The 15,717-nt window shown below is 63.2% G+C and carries 22 protein-coding genes; 8 read left to right on the top strand and 14 right to left on the bottom strand.

What is annotated here, in order from left to right; translation table 11 throughout:
• Nucleotides 1-14: 14 nt before the first annotated feature.
• A complete protein-coding gene (locus ABVK50_RS23000; protein WP_353644383.1) occupies nucleotides 15-587 on the bottom strand; it encodes a hypothetical protein in 573 nt (190 codons plus the stop codon).
• Between the two features lie 64 nt (nucleotides 588-651).
• Here ABVK50_RS23000 and ABVK50_RS22995 point away from each other — a divergent pair, with 64 nt between their 5' ends.
• From ABVK50_RS22995 to ABVK50_RS22985, 3 genes are all read left to right on the top strand, one after another.
• A complete protein-coding gene (locus ABVK50_RS22995; RefSeq protein ID WP_353644384.1) occupies nucleotides 652-1,935 on the top strand; it encodes an SDR family oxidoreductase in 1,284 nt (427 codons plus the stop codon).
• Entirely contained in the window at nucleotides 1,935-2,408 is a 474-nt protein-coding gene (locus tag ABVK50_RS22990; protein ID WP_353644385.1) for a DUF2269 family protein, read from the top strand. Before ABVK50_RS22995 ends, ABVK50_RS22990 begins: the two co-directional genes overlap by 1 nt.
• A 136-nt stretch (nucleotides 2,409-2,544) precedes the next feature.
• Entirely contained in the window at nucleotides 2,545-3,150 is a 606-nt protein-coding gene (locus tag ABVK50_RS22985; RefSeq protein ID WP_353644386.1) for a BON domain-containing protein, read from the top strand.
• Nucleotides 3,151-3,202: 52 nt separating this feature from the next.
• Here the strand turns inward: ABVK50_RS22985 and ABVK50_RS22980 are convergent, their stop codons facing one another.
• Entirely contained in the window at nucleotides 3,203-4,006 is an 804-nt protein-coding gene (locus ABVK50_RS22980; RefSeq protein ID WP_353644387.1) for an aldo/keto reductase, read from the bottom strand.
• Between the two features lie 382 nt (nucleotides 4,007-4,388).
• Between ABVK50_RS22980 and ABVK50_RS22975 the strand changes: the two genes are divergently transcribed.
• Nucleotides 4,389-4,817, top strand: a complete 429-nt coding sequence (locus ABVK50_RS22975; protein WP_353644388.1) for a CBS domain-containing protein — start codon at nucleotides 4,389-4,391, stop codon at nucleotides 4,815-4,817.
• Between the two features lie 213 nt (nucleotides 4,818-5,030).
• Here the strand turns inward: ABVK50_RS22975 and ABVK50_RS22970 are convergent, their stop codons facing one another.
• The 3 genes from ABVK50_RS22970 to ABVK50_RS22960 form a co-directional block, all read right to left on the bottom strand.
• Entirely contained in the window at nucleotides 5,031-5,291 is a 261-nt protein-coding gene (locus ABVK50_RS22970) for a DUF2312 domain-containing protein (RefSeq protein ID WP_008834845.1), read from the bottom strand.
• 209 nt (nucleotides 5,292-5,500) lie between these two features.
• A complete protein-coding gene (locus ABVK50_RS22965) occupies nucleotides 5,501-5,809 on the bottom strand; it encodes a DUF1244 domain-containing protein (protein ID WP_353644389.1) in 309 nt (102 codons plus the stop codon).
• Nucleotides 5,810-5,819: 10 nt separating this feature from the next.
• Complete coding sequence (locus tag ABVK50_RS22960) at nucleotides 5,820-6,617, bottom strand: N-formylglutamate amidohydrolase (RefSeq protein WP_353644390.1); 798 nt, start codon at nucleotides 6,615-6,617, stop codon at nucleotides 5,820-5,822.
• 265 nt (nucleotides 6,618-6,882) lie between these two features.
• Between ABVK50_RS22960 and ABVK50_RS22955 the strand changes: the two genes are divergently transcribed.
• Together ABVK50_RS22955 and pyk are read left to right on the top strand one after the other, a co-directional pair.
• A complete protein-coding gene (locus tag ABVK50_RS22955; protein WP_353645840.1) occupies nucleotides 6,883-7,344 on the top strand; it encodes a DUF1036 domain-containing protein in 462 nt (153 codons plus the stop codon).
• Nucleotides 7,341-8,774 carry a pyruvate kinase gene (gene pyk, locus ABVK50_RS22950; RefSeq protein ID WP_353644391.1) on the top strand — a complete coding sequence of 478 codons (1,434 nt, stop codon included), beginning with the start codon at nucleotides 7,341-7,343 and terminating at the stop codon, nucleotides 8,772-8,774. Before ABVK50_RS22955 ends, pyk begins: the two co-directional genes overlap by 4 nt.
• 55 nt (nucleotides 8,775-8,829) lie before the next feature.
• Here pyk and ABVK50_RS22945 read toward each other — a convergent pair whose 3' ends face one another.
• The 3 genes from ABVK50_RS22945 to ykgO form a co-directional block, all read right to left on the bottom strand.
• A complete protein-coding gene (locus ABVK50_RS22945) occupies nucleotides 8,830-9,903 on the bottom strand; it encodes an alpha/beta hydrolase (protein WP_353644392.1) in 1,074 nt (357 codons plus the stop codon).
• Between the two features lie 82 nt (nucleotides 9,904-9,985).
• A complete protein-coding gene (locus ABVK50_RS22940) occupies nucleotides 9,986-10,579 on the bottom strand; it encodes a hypothetical protein (protein WP_353644393.1) in 594 nt (197 codons plus the stop codon).
• 58 nt (nucleotides 10,580-10,637) lie between these two features.
• Nucleotides 10,638-10,763 carry a type B 50S ribosomal protein L36 gene (ykgO, locus tag ABVK50_RS22935; RefSeq protein ID WP_008834857.1) on the bottom strand — a complete coding sequence of 42 codons (126 nt, stop codon included), beginning with the start codon at nucleotides 10,761-10,763 and terminating at the stop codon, nucleotides 10,638-10,640.
• Nucleotides 10,764-10,973: 210 nt separating this feature from the next.
• On the opposite strand from ykgO, the gene ABVK50_RS22930 reads away from it, so the two are divergent.
• Complete coding sequence (locus ABVK50_RS22930; protein ID WP_353644394.1) at nucleotides 10,974-11,375, top strand: lysozyme inhibitor LprI family protein; 402 nt, start codon at nucleotides 10,974-10,976, stop codon at nucleotides 11,373-11,375.
• 15 nt (nucleotides 11,376-11,390) lie between these two features.
• Here ABVK50_RS22930 and ABVK50_RS22925 read toward each other — a convergent pair whose 3' ends face one another.
• The 3 genes from ABVK50_RS22925 to ABVK50_RS22915 form a co-directional block, all read right to left on the bottom strand.
• Nucleotides 11,391-12,410, bottom strand: a complete 1,020-nt coding sequence (locus ABVK50_RS22925; protein WP_353645841.1) for a 5-(carboxyamino)imidazole ribonucleotide synthase — start codon at nucleotides 12,408-12,410, stop codon at nucleotides 11,391-11,393.
• Between the two features lie 59 nt (nucleotides 12,411-12,469).
• Nucleotides 12,470-12,967, bottom strand: a complete 498-nt coding sequence (gene purE / locus ABVK50_RS22920; protein ID WP_353644395.1) for a 5-(carboxyamino)imidazole ribonucleotide mutase — start codon at nucleotides 12,965-12,967, stop codon at nucleotides 12,470-12,472.
• An 81-nt stretch (nucleotides 12,968-13,048) separates the two neighbouring features.
• Nucleotides 13,049-13,252 carry a YdcH family protein gene (locus tag ABVK50_RS22915; RefSeq protein ID WP_353644396.1) on the bottom strand — a complete coding sequence of 68 codons (204 nt, stop codon included), beginning with the start codon at nucleotides 13,250-13,252 and terminating at the stop codon, nucleotides 13,049-13,051.
• A 240-nt stretch (nucleotides 13,253-13,492) separates the two neighbouring features.
• Here ABVK50_RS22915 and ABVK50_RS22910 point away from each other — a divergent pair, with 240 nt between their 5' ends.
• On the top strand, nucleotides 13,493-13,672 hold the full coding sequence (locus ABVK50_RS22910) for a YdcH family protein (RefSeq protein ID WP_353644397.1): 180 nt from the start codon (nucleotides 13,493-13,495) through the stop codon (nucleotides 13,670-13,672).
• 151 nt (nucleotides 13,673-13,823) lie between these two features.
• On the opposite strand, the gene ABVK50_RS22905 is transcribed toward ABVK50_RS22910, so the two are convergent.
• The 3 genes from ABVK50_RS22905 to ABVK50_RS22895 form a co-directional block, all read right to left on the bottom strand.
• On the bottom strand, nucleotides 13,824-14,087 hold the full coding sequence (locus tag ABVK50_RS22905) for a metalloregulator ArsR/SmtB family transcription factor (RefSeq protein ID WP_353644398.1): 264 nt from the start codon (nucleotides 14,085-14,087) through the stop codon (nucleotides 13,824-13,826).
• Nucleotides 14,088-14,117: 30 nt separating this feature from the next.
• A complete protein-coding gene (locus ABVK50_RS22900) occupies nucleotides 14,118-15,365 on the bottom strand; it encodes an MFS transporter (RefSeq protein ID WP_353645842.1) in 1,248 nt (415 codons plus the stop codon).
• A gap of 82 nt (nucleotides 15,366-15,447) precedes the next feature.
• The gene (locus ABVK50_RS22895; protein ID WP_353644399.1) at nucleotides 15,448-15,642 is read right to left on the bottom strand and encodes a DUF1192 family protein; all 195 of its coding nucleotides are present in this window, start codon (nucleotides 15,640-15,642) and stop codon (nucleotides 15,448-15,450) included.
• Nucleotides 15,643-15,717: the final 75 nt, after the last annotated feature.

The raw sequence follows: 15,717 nt of genomic DNA, 5'->3' as shown, positions 1-15,717 counted from the left end.
TCATCCGGAGAGTTTCAACGAGCGTCTTTCCAGCCCGGGCCTGGCTTTCGACGGAATTCGTTATTTATCATCCCGCCCGCTGCTAAACCCGCTGCCATCGCCATGAATGTGGCCGCGATGGATCGCTTCGACAGCACCGTCTCCCAACCCGGCGTCAACCGCCTGGGCACGATGCCGTAATCTACCGCCGCGGCGATCGCGGCAGCCCCCAATGCATCGCGAAGCATGACAAGCGGCGGACGGGGCGGCCTGGAAGCGAGCCACGTTTCGAAAAGGAGCGCCCAGAAGATGGAAGAAGCGTGATGGGTACCGTAGCCGACAAGCGTGTGCGCAACATCCGCATGGCGAACAGATCCGGCTTTCCTGCCGTAGAGCCAGTGGCTGGTCGAATTCGTGGGCTGCAGGGCGCCTTTGCCCTCGTTTCGTGCAAGCAGGCCCAGTACAGCCGTCGTGACGATGCTGACAACAGTGCCCGAAATGGCTGCGGACAACCCTGTTTGCATTGAACGGTTCATTTCGGCCTCACTTGGCTTGCCTGGAACGAACCGGAAGCAAGACTGGTTCCGAGGTTGCGGCTTGCGATACAAAGGCCCCTCTCGAATTCGCGGAGCGCGTGATAGACCTTCACCAAGCAGGAGACCGAGGTGCGGCATGCAGATCATCGTAACCGGGGCAACGGGATTGATCGGTTCGGCTGTCTGCACAAGGCTTTCCAGTGAAGGTCACGCCGTCGTCGCTGTCGTGCGCAGCAAGGATTCTCCCGTCTCGGCCAGCCGCACCATTGTCATCGACCTCGCGGCTGCAACGAGGGCGGAGGATTGGCAGTCTTATCTGGCCGGCATCGACGCCGTGGTGAATTGCGCGGGCGTGCTTCAGGACAGTCCGCGGGAATCCACGAAAGGAGTGCATGTCGAAGGAATAGGCGCACTGTTCGCCGCGTGCGAAGCGGCGGGCATACGTCGCGTCATCCATTTTTCCGCGATCGGCGTCGACCGCGGGACCGTTTCGGAATTTTCAAGAACCAAGCTCGCCGGCGACGAAGCGTTGATGGCGCGGGACCTGGATTGGGTCATTCTGCGGCCGTCCGTCGTACTCGGCCGCAACGCCTCTGGCGGGAGTGCGCTCTTCCGCGGCCTGGCGGCGCTGCCATGGCTTCCTGTCATGCCCAAATCCGGACCTCTCCAGGTGGTGCAGCTCGACGATATCCTGGACACCGTCTCGTTCTTCGTGAACCCCTTAGCTCCGGCAAAGTGTGCGCTTGAGCTGGGGGGACCGGAACAACTGGCGATGGAGGACGTAGTGGCCCGCTACCGCGCATGGATGGGCTGGCCAGCCGCGCGCACAATTATGCTTCCCGAATGGGCTGCTGCGACCCTCTATCGCCTTGGCGATTTTGCCGGCTCGCTCGGCTGGCGACCGGCGATGAGATCGACCGCCCGCAAGGAGATCGCACGAGGGGCGGTTGGCGATCCGCGGCCCTGGGCGACGATGACCGGGATCGAGCCTCGGTCCCTCACGGCCGCGCTGCGGGCCGAACCGGCGTCCGTGCAGGAACGATGGTACGCGAGACTGTTCTTCCTCAAGCCGGTCGTCTTCACGATATTTCCCGTCTTCTGGCTGGTGACCGGCATCGTGTCGCTCACGACAGGATATGATGCGGGCGTTGACCTCATGCGGCGGGCTGGCGCAGGAGTGCTGGCAGCGCCAGGGGTCGTCGCCGGCGCGCTAGCCGATATCCTCGTCGGCCTTGCCATCGCTTACCGCCCCACGGCCAAATACGGCCTCTACGCCGCGCTGGCGCTGTCCCTGTTCTATCTGGCTGCCGCGACCATTCTGCTTCCCGGATTGTGGAGCGACCCGCTCGGCGCGCTGGTCAAGATATGGCCGATCCTCGCCCTGAACCTTGTCGCTCTGGCGATACTGGAAGAGCGCTGATGCTGTACTTCATGCTCAAATATCTGCATGTCATCGGCGCGTCGGTGCTGCTCGGCACCGGAGCCGGCATCGCCTTCTTCATGCTGCTCGCCCACCGGACGGGCGAGGCTCGCACGGTGGCCGCCGTGGCACGCATGGTCGTCGCTGCCGACTTCCTTTTCACCGCCACCGCTGTCGTCCTGCAGCCTGTTACCGGCGTCGCACTGGCCTGGCATGTCGGCTATTCGCTTTGGGACGGGTGGATCGCCTTGTCGATCCTGCTCTATCTGTTCACCGGCGCCTTCTGGCTTCCGGTCGTCTGGATGCAAATGGAGATGGGAAGGCTCGCTAAGCAGGCGGCGGTCGCCGAAACGCCACTGCCACCCCGCTACCATCGCCTGTTCCGGATGTGGTTTCTTTTCGGATTTCCAGCGTTCGGCGCAGTCATGGCGATCTTCTGGCTTATGATCGCCCGGCCGAACCTGGAGTGGTAATTGCATCGAGCGGCAGCCAAGGCGGCAGCCGCATGCCTAGATTTGGGCGATCGGCTTGTGCGGAACAAGCGTATTGGGCGACCGTTCTTGGAACAAGCGAGGCGCTGCCTCGCAATCGCCGACGAGGAGACTGGCTATGGCAAATCCAGCGAACGAGCGGCCCGACAGGTATGGCGCCGACGACATGCAGAGAGCCCGCCCGGATAGCGACCGCATACCGGACCGGAACTTTGACGACGATGAAAACTGGAACGATTTGGGCGGTACGGGCGTACGCTACGGCGGCAGCTCAAGCGGCGGCTATGGCACCGGCGGCGCTGCGCTGGACTACCGCGACGTGGTCGGAAGCCGCTATGACTGGGAGCATCGCTATTCCGATGTCCGGCAAGTGTTTCCGGAGCAGGGTCGTCATAGCGGGCGCGGGCCTCGAAACTATACCCGTTCGGATCAGCGCATTCGCGAAGATGTGAGCGATTGGCTGACCGACGATCCGCATATCGATGCGTCCGATATGGACGTGACTGTCGAGGGCGGGGAGGTCACGCTTTCCGGCACGGTCATGAGCCGGCCAGTCAAGCGGCGCGTCGAAGACATTGCCGAATCCATTCCCGGCGTGAAACACGTCCAGAACAATCTGCGGATCCAGAGCAGGGCCGGCGTTCTCATGGGCGCCGGACGCAGCACCGGCGGCGCACCGGGCAGTTCGACCGGCGGTGGCGGCAATACCCCGACGATATTCTGACGCGGAGCGTACAGGCGAGGGGTCTGCGCCGACGCTGAGCCTCGAGAAGGCTCTAAGCGTATGGAAGCATTCCAAGCGACGAGTACTGCTCATTCAAGCGGTTGAGGACTTCCAGGTCTCTCTCGCCGATATCGAAATCAAACACGTCGATGTTCTCTTCCAGGTGCTGCCGTTGGTTGGCTTTGGGCAAGGGAACGGTGCTGCGCTGCAAATTCCATCGAATCAGCACCTGCGCCGGGGATTTGCCGTATTTTGCGGCGATCCCGGCAAGCGTCTCGTCCCGCAGCCGTCTGGTGCGCGTAAGGGGGCTGTATGCCTGTATGGCGATGTGCTTCTCCTGTGCGTAGCGCAGCATGCCGTCGCTGTAGCCGAATGGGCTCCACTCGATCTGATTGACCGTCGGGACTTCGCCCGTCGCGTCTATCAGTGTGTCAATGAGCTCGATGGAGTAATTGCTGACGCCGATGTCTTTCGCGAGGCCGTCCGCCTTCGCACGGATCAGACTTCGCCACAGATCTTCTCCCGCTCCTGTGCGCGGCGGGCGGTGTATGAGCATGAGATCGGCATAGTCCAATTGCAGCTCGTCGAGATTTTTGAGCGTCGCTTGATATGCGTCGCCCGCTTCCTCCACTTTCGTGACCAGGTAGAAATCCGCGCGCTCGACGCCGCTTTGATTGATTCCGTCCGCAATACCGGGCTGGGTGCCATAATCTCCGGACGTGTCGATCATGCGGTATCCCAGCTCCAGGGCAGCGGCGACGGTTCCAGCGGTGTCGTTTGTCAACTGCCATGTGCCAAGGCCTAAAACAGGCATCTTGTTGCCAGTGTGCAGCGCTATCTCACTTTTCGGGTCCATATCCGTGCCCTTGTTCTGGCGGCAACATCCCGACCTTGTCCATTTCACCGGGCCGTGGTCTCGCGCCCAAACATCCGCCCGGCAAAAGTGTTCCGGTCGGCAATCCCATCGGCGGACTTAAGTTGTCCGCCTCGTATCCGGCGCGGTTCCTGCCGGTTTCGCCCTCGGCGCGAGCGCCATCCTGGCCGAGCCGCAGCCCGGCCGCAGTTTGGCGGGAACCATCTGCATGCCGGTTGGTTCCGTGAATGAGGAATGGATAGGTCGGACGAACGCCACAAGCGCTGCAGATCTGCAGTCCGCAAGAGGTTCATCAGCCAAGCTCGGACCCAACAGACCGCTCAGGCGCTTACGCTGTCCCGGCCTCCGAACAGGGAGATGCACAATGAAAGTAGCTGAATTAATGACCCCGAAGGTCCATCTCGCCAGCCCAGGGGAGTCGCTGCGCAAGGTCGCCAAAAGAATGGCTGCCGATGGTGTCGGATTCCTGCCTGTCGGAGAAAACGACAGACTGGTCGGAACGATCACCGACCGAGATATCGTCGTGCGCGCCGTCGCCGAGGGCAAGGACGGCAACGCAACCGTGGCCGATGCGATGACCCGAGACGTCAGATATTGCTTCGACGACGAAGAAATCGAAGACGTAGTGCAAAATATGGGAAACATCCAGGTAAGGCGGTTGCCCGTAGTCGATCGCGACAAGCGCCTTGTGGGGGTGATATCGCTGGCCGATGCGGTGCTGAAGGACGATCCGGCGACCGTCGGCATTGCTCTTACAGGCGTGGTTGAGCCAGGCGGCACTCACGCGACGTGAAGATCGACCGGACGAGTACGGCTGCAGATCGTAATCGTACCGGCGCTGGGTGAAGAGGATCGCCCGACTGTGCCGTTGCAAGACTATGCAGGCATCGCCGGCCCGGCACTCGGCCGAGCGCCCTCAGGTTCGAAAAGGTTCCCCCGAGTCATTCGGCGGTTGTTGGCTCTTGCCCGCAACGATGAGGCCTCGCCCATCGAACTGCAGCCAGCCTCATTCCATGCCGAGCGCGGCCTTATAGAGGTCGAGGATAGCTTCCTCCTCCTGACGCTCGGCCTGATCCTTCTTGCGCAGCCGGATGATGGTGCGGACCGCCTTGGTGTCGAAGCCAGTGCCTTTCATCTCGGCGAACACTTCCTTGATGTCGTCCGCGATCGTCTGCTTTTCCTCTTCGAGCCGCTCGACGCGTTCGATGAAGGCGCGGAGCTGGCCCGCGGCAACAGTCTGGCTGGTTTCGGTGATCTCGTCGGCCATGCTTTTCTCCAGGGGAAAGGGTCCGCGACTCGCGGCTCAAGGTGGAGCGTTCGATGCCCGAAGGCGCGGTAGGGGTCAAGGGCGGAATCCGTCCCCTGAGGAGAGGCTAGGCGGAAGGCGCACTGGAGCGGTAAGACAGCGCTCTGTCATTCACCAATCCCACCCCGACGCTACATTGACCCTTCCCGCAAGGGGGAGGGTGAGCCGAGTCAGTGGTCCTTCGGACGCCGGGCTTCGAACTCGGCCTTCTTGGCCTCGGAAGCTTCAGTCTGGTGCAGGGCCTGCCATTCGGCATAGGGCATGCCGTAGATGATCTCGCGCGATTCTTCCTTGGACATTTCGACCCCGGCGGCGTTTGCCGCGTCGCGGTACCAGTTGGACAGGCAGTTGCGGCAGAAGCCGGCCAGGTTCATCAGGTCGATGTTCTGCACGTCGCTGCGTGTCCGGAGATGCTCCACCAGGGTGCGGAACGCCGCCGCCTCGAAATCGCGCTTCTGCTCTTCACTCAATTGGGTCATCGCCTGATCCTCACAGTGGCCCGGTGCGCGAGCCGAATTGCTTGACCTGATGTATATCGGGGCGGGCGTTGATCGCGTCAACGATCGGCGCCAGCCTCGCCGCCCAGTCCTCGGCGCTGGCCTCGTCGGCGATCAGATCCTGGCGGATCTCGATCAGGGCATGTGCGTAGCCGTTGACGATCGCATGCCGGAACATGGTGTCGCCGCGCAACGCGCCGTCATAGGGCTCGTTGTCGCCGACCGTCATGGTCTTGTCCGCCGCCAGCATTTCGATCAAGGGCCAGGCGGCGCGGTGGTCCATGTCCCACAGCACGCCGACCTGCCAGGGACGCACATGGCCCTGCATGATGGGCGTGAAGGAATGGACGGAGAAGATGAACGGCGCCCGGCGCGATTCCCGCGCCACCGAAGCCACGACCGAACCGACAGCATCGTGATAAGGCCGGTAATAGCGTTCGAGCCGCCTTTCGCGCTCGTCGTCCGACATCGGATAATTGCCCGGCACCACCGTGCCGTCATAGAGCTGGCGAATCAGCGTCGGATCGTCCTCGCCGCGATTGGGATCGATCAAGAGCCTTGAGAAATTGGCCATCACCGCGGGTGCGCCGGTAAGTGCGGCGAGCTTTCGCGTCACCGTCTCGACGCCGATATCGTAGGCGATGTGGCGCTGGAATTCTTCCGCAGGGAGCCCCAGACCGGCATATTCCTCGGGCAAGTCACGACCCGCATGGTCGGCCAGCAGCACCAGGCCGAGACTGCGGTCGCCTTCAACGATCTCGAACGGGGCAAAAAGTGCTGATCTCGTCATCGGCTGGAATGTCCCGGAGAGCATTTTTGACAGGAGGGGATTTGCCTGTCTTTTCACGAAGCCGTGCTGCATGCAACGCCGTTGTTTCGCCAATCTTTTTAGGCGAAATCGGACCGGGCGGAATGCGGTGAGGCACGGCACTCTCTAAATCGATTGGATAGGCGCTGTTGCGCGCGTTGACATGCGCCCGGACATTTCCGAAAAGGGGCATCGACACATGTTTGCCGAGAAATCGAGGAGTTTGGGAATGGTACTGGCCGGAGGTATGCGGATTCGCTCCGCCCTGGCTGTGCTGGCGTTTTCGCTTTGTTTCCCGCTCTTTTCAACCACCACGGCGCTCGCCGATTTCCGCGTCTGCAACGCTACCCAGAGTCTGGTCGGCGTCGGCATCGGCTACCGCGCCAAGGCCGGCTGGGTAACCGAGGGCTGGTGGCATATAGAAGGTTCGACCTGCAAGACGCTGATCGAAGGCCCGCTGTCTTCGCGATTCTATTACCTCTACGCGGAAGACGCCGAGCGCGGCGGGCGCTGGGACGGCCCGATCAACATGTGCGTGGCCGAAAAAGAGTTCAAGATTGCCGGCGTCAACGATTGCGTCGCGCGCGGCTTCCAGCGAGCCGGCTTCCAGGAATACGACACGGGCGAGCAGGCGAGCTGGATGGTCCAGCTGACCGACGAGCCCGCAACGGACGGCGCCGCAGCTGTCACGGGAACACCCCCTCAATGAGACGCAGCCGCAAGGTCAAGATACTCGCCACGCTCGGTCCCGCCTCCTCCTCGGAGGAAATGATCAGAAAACTCTTCGAAGCCGGCGCCGACGTTTTCCGCATCAATATGAGCCATACCGACCATGCGCTGATGCGCACGCTGGTCGGGCGCATCCGCTCGGTCGAGACGGCGCTCGGCCGCCCGATCGGGATATTGGCGGACCTCCAGGGCCCCAAGCTCAGGGTCGGCAAGTTCGCCGAAGGGAAGATCGCACTCGAAGCGGGGCAGACGTTCACGCTGGACAACAATCCGGCGCTCGGCGACGCGACGCGCGTACACCTGCCGCATCCGGAAATCCTGACCTCGGTCGAGGCGGGCCAACGCCTGCTGGTCGATGACGGCCGGTTGGAGCTGAAGGCAGTCACATCCGATGGCAAATCGATCGTCAGTACGGTGGTCGCCGGCAACAAGATCTCCGACAAGAAGGGGGTTAGCCTGCCCGACACCGATCTTCCGGTCGGCGCGCTGACGGAAAAGGATCGCGCCGACCTCGACGCAGTGCTTTCCACCGGCGTCGACTGGGTGGCGCTGTCCTTCATCCAGCGCCCCGAGGATCTCGCCGAAGCGCGCAAGATCGCACGCGGCCGGGCGCTGCTTATGTCCAAGATCGAGAAGCCGCAGGCTGTCGCGCGGCTGGCTGAAATCATTGAGCTTTCGGACGCCGTCATGGTGGCGCGAGGCGATCTCGGCGTCGAGATGCCGCTTGAAGCGGTTCCCGGCATCCAGAAGCAGATCACGCGCGCCTGTCGCCGCGCCGGCAAGCCGGTGGTGGTCGCCACGCAGATGCTGGAATCGATGATCTCGGCGCCGGTGCCGACCCGCGCCGAAGTATCCGATGTGTCGATCGCAGTCTTCGAGGGCGCGGATGCGGTCATGCTGTCGGCGGAATCGGCGGCAGGCGAATACCCGGTCGAGTCTGTCGCGACGATGAACCGGATCGCCGAGAAGGTCGAGCAGGACCCGCTCTATCCCGGCATCATCAACGCGCAGCGCTCCGAGCCGGAAGCGACCGGCGCCGACGCGATTTCGCTCGCGGCGCGCCAGATCGCCGAGACGCTGAAACTGTCTGCGATCGTGACCTACACCGCATCGGGCACGACCGGACTGCGCGCCGCGCGCGAGCGCCCGCAGGTTCCGATCGTCGCGCTGTCGCCGGTGGTCGAGACGGCGCGGCGGCTGTCGCTGGTCTGGGGCACACATTGCGTCGTGACGCCCGACGCCATCGACCTCGACGACATGGTCGACCGCGCCTGCCGCATCGCCTACGGCGAAACATTCGCGGGTACCGGCGATCGCGTGATCATCACCGCCGGCGTGCCGCTGCGAACTCCCGGCGCCACCAACATGCTGCGCATCGCCTATGTCGGCGCGGACGGGCACGGGGTTTGAAGATAGGGAATAGGGAATTCCTTGTTCACGGTCCCTGTGTATTTTCCCCTACTCCCTATTCCGGCGCCAGCTCCGGCTGCGCCGTCGGCGCCTTCTCGTTGACGCAGACGCCTTCGCCGGAACGGTCGCCGGCAATCCTTGCCTCGACGGTTCGGGCGATGGCGGGAAGATCGCGTTCCATCCCGGAAACCTTCTCGATAGCCGCCACGACCAGGTCGCGCGCGATCCAGTCCGGCTTGTGGCCGAGATTCTTGACCCAGACCAGTTCTGCCCCGGGAATGTCGCGAGCGAGCCCGGTCGAATGCAACTCCTCATAAACGACGGTGTCGTAGTCGCCTGAAATCACCACAGCCGGCGCCATGACCTCGCGGTAGCGCGGCGCGGTGGCGAGCGCATGCCGATAGAGTCCCTCGACATCCAAGGCATTGGCGCGGAAGGCGCGTGGCCTCAGCACCAGCGGGATCGCCGCATCGTCGAGATAGGCTTCCGGCACCGGGTTGGGCGCGAAGACGCAGGTCGCGGCCCCTGCGATCCGCAGCGAGCCGGCCGGATTGGCCAGCGTTTCGGAAAACAGCCAGCCGAGCAAGGGAACCGTCGTCAGTTTGTAATACCAGGACGTCTTGCCGCCCGGCCAAGGGTGGGTAGCCGCGGCGACAAACACCAGACCGCGCGTCCTGTCCGCCTGTTCGAGCCCGAAGGCGGCGGTGATCGCCCCGCCGAAGGAGTGGCCAACGACGATCGCGTCCCTGATGCCGAGATGGTCCATCAATGCGGCTATGGAAGCAGCTTGGCCGGTCGGCGTTGCGTTGTTGCCGGGACCGCGGCCGGACCAGCCATGGCCCGGCCGGTCGAGAAACAGCAATTCGGCCCGGCCCTCCAGAAGCGGCCGGAGCGGAATCATCTGATCCCTGAGATTTGCGCTGGCGCCATGGATGAAGACGATCGGCGGCAGATCGGGATTTTCCGGCGCGGGCACATGGACATAGTGCAGGCGGGCGCCGTCGATCTCGGCGAAGCTGCCGATCGCCGGATTGCGGCGCTCGATCAGCCACGACCCGACACGGGTGATGCCGACGAGCACCAGGAGCAGCGCGAGCAGGAAAGCGGCGAGGGCGTAGATCAGATTCACGCAGGAAATGTTCGGCCGGAGGGAAGCGGAAGCAGAAACAGAAAATGGAATTGAAGGTTTCGCGCCTCCCCGCAGATGCGCATCAAATGCTTTCGCCGGCAAGCTCTTCCGAAAGGGTCGCAACTTCGTTCTGGGCGTTGCGCATCATCGGGTAGATGTCGAGAACCCGCTGGTAAGCATTGAGCGCCAGCTCCTTGCTGCCGCGCTCCTTCATGATTTGCGCCAAGCCGGCCAAGGCGCCGAAATGACGCGGCTCAAGCTGCAGCGTGCGGTCAATGTCGGCCATCGACTTGCCGAAGCTACGCATCATGAAATGAACGGTGGCGCGGCGATTCCAGCCTTCCGCATAGGTCGGTGACAAGGTCACGACCTGGTCGAGGAAATCGAGAGCTACATCAAATTTTCTCGCCTGCATGGCCTTTTGCGACCATTGCATCATCAGGTCGACAGAGGCGCTGCCGGAGCGGTTCCATTCCTCGAATATCCGGGTGGCTATGCGCTCAGCCTTCCGTTCGTTGCGCTCGCGCTTCAATTCGCCAAACAGCGTTTCGAGGCGGCTTTCGGGCGTTGCGGCGGCTGGCTTGGCGGGAGGAGGGGACGTCGTTTCAGCGCCAATGGCCGGCGCGAACGCTAATGTCAGGGCAATGGCCGGCAGGAATGCAAAAAACTTCCGCATGCGCGGAATCTAGCCCCGCGCAGCAGAAGGTCAAACTGAATTTCGCGTGATGGCGCGATCAGCCCTGGCGGGCCTTGTAGCGCGGCGCGGTCTTGTTGATGATGTAGATGCGGCCCTTGCGACGAACCAGCTGGTTGTCGCGATGGCGGCCCTTGAGGGCCTTGAGCGAGTTCTTGATCTTCATGGTCTTGCCTGTCGAATGGGGCCTTGTCGGGCCTAACTAAAAGACGCGCCCAATGGCGCGCCGGAATTTGTGACTGGCTCTTAGACGAGGTGGCCAAGGAATGTCAACCGCTGGCGCGACTGGTCATGGCCGGCGCTGCGGTGGTTCGCGCATTGCGTGTGACTGCGATGGCAGGCAAGATGCCGTATCATGCCACGAGGACAAAACACCATGCGATTGCCGATACTGCTCATCGCCGGATTGCTTTCATCGTCCGCTGCCGTCGCGCAGGAATGTGACCGCTCCGACGAAAGCCAGGCGGGCGTGAACATCTGTGCGCATGAGGACTACAAGACCGTCGACGCAAAACTCAACGAGACCTACGGCGAGATCATGAAGCGGCTTTCCGACGACCCCGATGGACGAAAGCTGCTGCAGGCGGCGCAGCGCGCCTGGATCGCCTTCCGCGACGCGGAGTGCGATTTCTCGACGGCCGGCAGCCAGAGCGGCTCGATCTACCCGACCCTGATGTCAGGATGCCTTCAGAGCCTTACAGAAGCCCGCACCGAGCAGCTTGGCGGCTATCTGGAATGCGACGAGGGCGATATGAGCTGTCCGGTGCCGACGGAGTGAACATGCCGCAGCAGGCTAGGCACCCTTCGGCTTCAGCCGCGTGAAATGCCCCATCTTGCGGCCGGGGCGAGATTCGCTTTTGCCGTAGAGATGCAGGACCAAATCAGGCTCCGCCAGAAGCGCTTCCGCGCGCAGCACGTCGTCGCCGATCAGATTCTCCATCACACAGTCCAAATGGCGGCGGGCATCGCCAAGCGGCAGGCCGGCAACCGCACGGATGTGCTGCTCGAACTGCGATACGGAGCAGGCAGCCTCGGTCCAATGTCCGGAATTGTGAACGCGCGGCGCGATCTCGTTGACGAGCAGCGCGCCGCCCGGAAGCACGAAGAATTCGACACCGATGACGCCGACGTAGTCCAGCGCCTCCAGGATCGCGAAAGCCTCTTCGGCCGCCGCCCTGGCGGGGGCCGAGCCGATCGCGGCCGGCACGGTGGAAGTGTGGAGAATGCCGCCGCGATGGATGTTTTCGGCCGGATCGTAAGCGGCTAACGCGCCGTCGGCGCCGCGCGCGGCGATCACCGAGATTTCACGCTCGAAGGCAACAAAGGTTTCCAGGATGAGCGGAACGCCGCCCATCGCTTCGAATGCCCCGGCAACGCTGCCGGCGAAATTGCGGAAGACGCGCTGGCCCTTGCCGTCATAGCCCATGCGGCGGGTCTTCAATATTCCGCTGCCGCCGAACGCCGCCAGCGCTGCGGCCAGCTCGCCGTCATTATCCACAGGCCGGAAATCAGCTGTGGATATCCCGATGCCGTTCAGGAAGGTTTTTTCGGTCAGACGGTCCTGGGCGACTTTGAGCGCACGGGCCGGCGGGTGCACCGGTACGGCTGCGGCAAGGAACTTCGCCGCCTCGACCGGCACGTTCTCGAATTCATAGGTGACCACGTCGCTTGCGTCAGCCAGTTCGGCGAGTGCGGCGCTATCGTCATAGGCAGCCGTGATCTGCCTGTTGGCGACCTGCGCGGCCGGGCAATCCACCTGCGGCTCAAGGATCATCGTGCGGTAGCCGAGACGCGCGGCGGCCATGGCCAGCATGCGGCCGAGCTGCCCGCCGCCGATGATGCCGATGGTAGAGCCTGCGGCCAGCGCTTGCGTCACGATGCGTCCGCCGGGGAGTCGGCCACCTTTGCCGTCTGCGCAGCGCGCCAGGCGTCGAGCCGTGCCGCCAGTTCCCCGTCGCCGAGCGCCAAAACCGCGGCTGCCAGAAGCGCCGCATTGACCGCTCCCGCCTTGCCGATGGCGAGTGTGCCGACCGGGATGCCGGCAGGCATCTGGACGATGGAAAGCAGCGAATCCTGGCCGGAAAGCGCCTTCGATTCGACCGGCACGCCAAACACGGGCAGCGGCGTCAGCGCCGCCGTCATGCCGGGCAGGTGGGCCGCGCCGCCGGCGCCGGCGATGATTATCTTGAAGCCCGCCGCCTTGGCACCTTTGGCAAATTCGTAGAGGCGTTCGGGGGTGCGATGCGCCGAGACGATGCGCTTCTCATGGGAGACGCCGAGCGCCGCCAGCGTATCGGCGGCATGCGACATGGTCGCCCAATCGGACTGGCTGCCCATGATGATCGCCACGTCGGCGCGCTTGCTGCTCAAACCTCGATCCCCGGCTGGTTGAAGGGTGGCGAATAACGGAAATCCGGGCATGCCGCAAGGATCGCCAGCCCGCGCCGCCAGTCAGGCGATAATATCGGGGATGATCTTGTCTTCGATCTTGGACAGCCTGTCCTTCAGGATCAGCTTCTTTTTCTTCATGCGCTGGATCTGCAGCGGATCGCAGGAGGTCGCGATCATGGCGTTGATCGCAGCATCGAAATCCGCGTGTTCCTGCTTAAGCTTCGCAAACTCAAGACGAATCTCGGTCTGTTCCTGGTCCGACATCATGTACCGTCTGTAGAATTCCGGCGCCCGAATTGCGCCTGGCAGGGCGGGTCCGGAAGCAGATGCCGCCCGGCGCGCAGCCCATAGCACATTTCGATCATTCAGGAAATCCTACCAACGCACATTCGACATCCGGACCGTCTGGTGGCACACTGTCGTCGTACCGTCATGGAGCGCCCAGCGGTGGATGCGTTCCGCGACGCGTACTTTCCGAGGAAACCATGAACGGGAGAACCAATCATGTCTCTTGCCAACCATCTTGAAGAGCTGCAGAGGAAACACGGCGATATCGAACGCGAGATCGATCAAGCGATGACCCATCCTTCCGTCGACGATCTGGAAATCGTGACTCTCAAGCGGCGCAAGCTGGCACTCAAGGACGAGATTGAGAAACTGAAGGCAAATCCCACAAGACATTAAGGCTGAAGACAGCGCGCGCCATAGGCGCGAGCAGCTGCCGGCGACACGGCGTGCCGCCGGAGCATTTTCCTTTTATCATTTGCGCGCTTGGGGTGGACCTCAGGTAACGGCGCTTTCCCGACGGGCGGTTTGTCCGCCGTTCGCGCGACGTTCAAGCCTGCCAGAACTGATCCAGCCAGATGTTGAGCTTGAGAAAACCGTGTTCGCTGACCGCGTAAACGCGACGCGCTCCGTCCGGACGCGCGCTGACCAGCCCGGCATCGAGCAGAACCTTCAGATGCTGGGAAACGGCGGGCCGCGAAACCGGCAGGCCAGAGGCCAATTGCCCGACGGTCTTGGGCCCGCGGCGCAACTCCTCCAGGAGATGGCGCCGGTTGGGATCCGCAATGGCCATGAACGCATCGTTCGGGATCATTGCTCCTTGTGAGGCAATCGTAGTCGAATCTCAACTCTCTTGTTCGGCCGGCGTGCGCGGATCGAGCCGCACCGCCTCCGGGGTCACGCCGCGTTCGGAAGGCAGCGTCTTGAAGGCTTCGCGATCCTCGACCGGCACCGGCGCGCGGCGGCCGATGCGAAGCACCGTGTATCCGGCCAGAGCGGAATGGGCGAGCGCGGTTGCCAGGAACACGCTTTCCGGCCGCATTGCGCCCATCAGCAAAGCGCCGATCACAGGGCCGATCATCGTCCCGAAGCCGTAGAGCAGCAGCAGCCCGCCCGAAACCTTGACGAACTCCTCCGGCTTGGCGTGGTCGTTGGCGTGGGCGACGGCCAGCGAATAGAGCGTGTAGGCGAGCGCGCCGTAGCACGCGGTCGTGGCGATCACGAACGCGCCCGATCGCGGCGTCGCCACGAAGACCAGTAGCCCGAAAACGGCCGATCCCAACGAAGCGGCGGCAAGAACGAAGCGACGGTCGGTCTTGTCGGAAACGCGCCCGACCGGCAATTGCATGGCAGCGCCGGCAACAACGACGAGGCTCATCATCAGCGCTATCTCGGCCGTAGAAATGCCGATACGCGCGCCATAGACCGCTCCCAGCGTACCCCATGCGCCATTGGCGATGCCGATCAGCACGCAGGCGACGGAGGCGACCGGCGAGTTGGCGTAGAGGCCCTTGACGTCCAGCGCGACGTCCTGCAGCGGCTGCGGCGTCGCCTGGGTGGAGACGGCGGTGGGGATCAGCGACAGGCAGAATAAAATGCCGGTGACCATGAACAGCGAGGCGGATTTCACGTCTCCGGCGGCAACGATCATCTGCCCGGCCATGATGGAAGCGTAAGTGACCATCATGTAGAGGCCGAACACGGTTCCGCGGTTCTCGTTGGTCGACTTTTCGTTGAGCCAGCTTTCGATGACCATGAATGCGCCGGCCATTGTGAAGCCGGTGAAGGCGCGCAGCACGACCCAGGCGAATTCGTCGATGATCAGCCCAGTCAGCAGCGCGACGATGGCGCCGGAGGCCGCGAACGCTCCGAAGGCGCGGACATGGCCGGCGCGGCGCACGAGACGCGGGGCAAAGAAGCAGCCGGTGACGAAGCCGCCGGCCCAGGCGGTTCCCAAAAGGCCCAGCACGGCCGTCGAAAACCCTTCCTCCTGGCCGCGCAGGGGCAGGAGCAGGCCGTGCAGACCGGATGCGGCCAGTAGAAAGGCGGTGCCGCGCAGCAGCGAGACGATCGGTCGGTAGGCGGCGAGTATGAACATGCGCTGGTCCGGCTGGAGGGAGAATCGAGACCTCGAACATACCGCCCTTTGCGGCCGTCCGGCGGCAGCGGTGCGACTATCTGCGACTGAAAAGCGCTTCCGCCGCGCTCTTGGTCGCTCCCTTGGCTTTCAGCTCGGCCTCCAGCCGGGCGATCTCGTCGCGCAACATGGCGATCCGTTCGGAAAGTTCGGAGGCGGAAAGCAAAGAAAGATCCTGGCCGATCTCATGCCGGCTCGCTGGTTTTTTCGGTTCGTCGTCGAAGATCGCCATCGCCGCATCTCCAATTTGCCTGATCGGCCGCCAGACTACATAAGAGGGGGGCGGCGATGCAATCGCCGCGGGCGG

This window comes from Mesorhizobium sp. WSM2240, assembly GCF_040438645.1.
GTDB lineage: Bacteria > Pseudomonadota > Alphaproteobacteria > Rhizobiales > Rhizobiaceae > Allomesorhizobium.
Note: the sequence above shows the minus strand (reverse complement) of the source record. Positions and strands in the feature narration are given on the sequence as shown.